Here is a 3,211-nt window from a genome sequence, read left to right on the forward strand (position 1 = left end):
CTACTCTCCGAAACGGAGTAGAGGTCGACGCGGTGTGCGAATACAATAAATGGCGGGACGGGGACGTCGCCAGCGTATGCAGTTTCGCTCTGGAAAACGGAAAGCGAATAGAGGTGCAAAGTTCGTATCGCCCGAGCCCCCTTCATGAACCTGGAGAGCCGGTCAGGGCACGGCATGATCCCGAAAATCCGAAAAAAGCGGTGTTGGTGAGCGACGAGGGTCGCCAGGCGGCTTTGATTCTACTTTGCGCCATGAGTTTTGGTGCCGTGACCTTGATCTTCGCAATCGCGGCGGCGTCCGAGTGATCGCTCCCCGCCTGGACACAACGCGAAGGCGACCGTCGCCGGGCCGCGCTTTGTGTCCAGGCGGGCGCGAAAGACGAGCATGCTGCAGCAGTTAGACAGCCTCCCGCGACGCATGTTTCAGCCGACGGCTCGGATTCGTTCGAGGAGTTCGTTGACGCCTGCCGTGTGCGCGTAGCGCGAGAGCCGCCACAGAGGAGGGGTCCAGGTCGGATACACGGCAGAGACCCTCGGCCGCGCCATCGCCGCCTACAACGCCCTCGAGGCACGCACCCCGCCCACGGCCCCGACCGCACGCTGACACCAGTCCTGGCCACCGGACTGGACGATCCCGCGAGTGCACTCCGCGGACGCGAAGAGGCGGGCAGGAAGGCAGAGGTTTTCGTGACCGCGCCGGCCCGGAGTTCAGGCGGCGCGGTCGACGACCCGTACGGGGCTGGGCCGGCAACTTCGACTGTCCGTATCGGCCCGCGCTGTGTATGGCAAGCGCTGTACAGTGCGGAACATGGGTGAGAAGACGGAAAAGATCACCATCCGGGTGAGCCCGGAGACGGCCGAGCGGCTCAAGCTGCGCGCCGAGGCGGAGCACACGACCGTGACCGCGCTGCTCACGGAGACCGCCGAGCGCGACCCGCGGCTGGAACTGGCCGCAGCCCGCTTCCGGGAGCTGATGAACTCCGACCTGGCCGACCAGTTCGCCGCCACGTTCCCCGACGAGGAACCCGACGCCGCCGCGCGCTCCGGGACGAAGGCCGCCTGAGCGATGCCGCCCGAGCTCTACATCGACGTCGGCTGGCTGCTGGAACAGCAGGCCGCGTTCCTCCCCAAGGCCCTGGAGTCAGCGACTTCTCCTCACTGGTCGCGGCCGTCGCACGCCACAAGGTCAACACACCCCGGCTCGGGTACCTGCCCGACGCCTCCTGGCGCGCGGCCGCGCTCTTCCACGAGATCGTCAGCGTCCGCCCGCTGCCCGCGCGCAACCCCACCTTCGCCGCGCTCGTGGCGATCTCCTACATGCAGGCCTCCGGCGAAGGCCTCGCCGAGCCGTACGGCGGCTTCATCGACCTCGCCCAGGACGTCCGCGCCGGCCACGCCGACGTCTACCTGTGCGCCGAACGCATCCGCAGCTGGCGCATCTGACCCTGCCCGCAGCGCGTTCTGAGAGATCTCTATCGGCGTGCAGGCTCCGCTTCAGACTCCTCGGTGCGGTCCAGCATCGCTAGCGCGGGGTGTCGCTATTCCGGGGTTGTCTGCTGGGGGCGTGGAGGGCGTCGAACGCGAGCCCGGGCGTCGTGCTCACCGGGTCGCCTGCGTGCCGGTCGGGCCCAGACCCTGCCGGTATGGCGTTCACCAGACTGCTCAACGGGCCATGGTGCGCAACGTCGCCTGGCAATAGGCTTGTTGCACGAGAGTCTGGTTGGGACAAGATTCCTGGGGTGGGGAGCCGCGATGGGGAACCCGAGCGCCGTCAGATTTATTTGCCCGGAATGCAAGACCAAAACCAAGGTCAACCGCAGAACGGGGCGGTTGTACTCACATCAGCCCCCTGGAAGGGTCGTGGTGTGCCCAAGGTCAGGTGACAAAGTCGCGTCTGGTGATGGAGTCAGGGTGGTGCAGATTCCCCCATTGCGCGAGCAGCCCGCATTGGCCTGGTTGAGATATGAGGCCCGACGTCGGCCCCCGGCTGATGGGCCGTCGCAAAGCGTACGAACCGTGTCAGCTGGTTTGCCGTCTCTTGGTAAGCGAAGCCGTTGAGCGGCCGCTGTCCGGCCGCCCCTCATCGCGACGCTGATCACGTCACCTCTGAGCCCGGTGTGCCGCCGTCGCTCGGTTCGTGGGCGCCGATGTCCTCGCCGCGGACCAGGCGCTCGAAGAGCGCCTCGTCCTCCTCCTCGGCGCCGGTCCCGGCCAGAGCCCAGCGGACCACGACGAGAGGCAGCTCGGTGGCCGGGGCATGCTCGACCTCACGGTCGAACTCGCCTGCCTGCTCGGCGTCCAGCGCGGCTCGGACACCCGCGATGGTGCCGGGGAGCTCCACCAGTTCCCCGCCGATGACCGTCTTGAGGATGGCATCCATCCGGGCCTCCTTCTTCTTCCTGCCGGTACGGTACGCGGACGCCCACCACGGCGGCACCGAAACTCAGGCCCGCACCCGATCCAGCGACCGGAAGCCCGCGCATTTCTTGTCTTTGCTATCGACAGCACGTGCTCACCTGTGAAGTAGGCGATTCCCTCTTTGCTCGACTATGCGTAAGGAGGCCTGTGCAGCACGGTCAGCAACGGCCCCTCGACGAGGTCGTCGTTCAACGGAACGCCCGTGAGGTTGCTGAGGATGACCCACATCTCGTCGTATCCGTTGTTTCCCTTGGGAGCGACGCTCGCCCTTCTCCGGAAGTCCTCGGCAAGTCCCCAAGGAGCAGTCTCTTGAGGAAGAGGTTCGGGCAGTGCGAGCTCGAAGCTCTCCACGACCTTTCGGACCCTCAAGTGGTTGATGAAGACCCCGCCCTTGGGGTTCCGGAAGTAGTGAATGGCGTCAGTTCCGGCCGAGAGGTGCTCGAGCAGATCTGGATCGAACCCTTCAGGTTCCCAGGCGGACTCCAAGCAGAACGTCCAGGCGCCGGCGTGCCCGACGCGTAGAACCGACCCGCTGGCAGGAGGGCGGTCGAACTCGTGCGTCGCCTGCTGTCCCGTCATGATCCGGGCCTGTGCGGGGTCCGCTTCGTACATCCTCAGAACATCTTCCGGGGTGCGCCCCTGCACGAGGTTGAAGCACACCAGGTCTTCGTACGTCCAACCCAATTCCAAGTCACCAGCTGAGAAGCTGTATCTCAACCGGACGTGGTCGTTTGGTTTTCGCTGGTCAGGCATGGTTTCGGTCGGGGTGAGGGAGAGTTTCGGCGTTCTGTTCC

The 3,211-nt window shown here is 65.8% G+C and carries 4 protein-coding genes and 1 pseudogene; 3 read left to right on the forward strand and 2 right to left on the reverse strand.

Annotated features, from left to right (window positions below):
• The 3 genes and pseudogenes from AB0I22_RS39595 to AB0I22_RS39605 all read left to right on the forward strand — a co-directional run.
• The coding region (locus AB0I22_RS39595) for a DUF3592 domain-containing protein (protein ID WP_363135885.1) at positions 1 to 305 on the forward strand (305 nt) is incomplete at its 5' end.
• Positions 306 to 807: 502 nt separating this feature from the next.
• Positions 808 to 1,062 (forward strand): hypothetical protein, encoded by a 255-nt coding sequence (locus AB0I22_RS39600; protein WP_363135886.1) that lies wholly within the window; start codon positions 808 to 810, stop codon positions 1,060 to 1,062.
• A gap of 3 nt (positions 1,063 to 1,065) precedes the next feature.
• Positions 1,066 to 1,442 (forward strand): annotated as a pseudogene (locus AB0I22_RS39605) (toxin Doc).
• A 652-nt stretch (positions 1,443 to 2,094) separates the two neighbouring features.
• On the opposite strand, the gene AB0I22_RS39610 reads toward AB0I22_RS39605, so the two are convergent.
• Together AB0I22_RS39610 and AB0I22_RS39615 are read right to left on the reverse strand one after the other, a co-directional pair.
• Positions 2,095 to 2,379 carry a hypothetical protein gene (locus AB0I22_RS39610; protein WP_363135887.1) on the reverse strand — a complete coding sequence of 95 codons (285 nt, stop codon included), beginning with the start codon at positions 2,377 to 2,379 and terminating at the stop codon, positions 2,095 to 2,097.
• A gap of 167 nt (positions 2,380 to 2,546) precedes the next feature.
• Positions 2,547 to 3,211: DUF6461 domain-containing protein (locus tag AB0I22_RS39615; protein WP_363135888.1), on the reverse strand; the 665-nt coding region annotated here is incomplete at its 5' end.

It is taken from the genome of Streptomyces sp. NPDC050610, from assembly GCF_040654875.1.
Classification (GTDB): domain Bacteria; phylum Actinomycetota; class Actinomycetes; order Streptomycetales; family Streptomycetaceae; genus Streptomyces.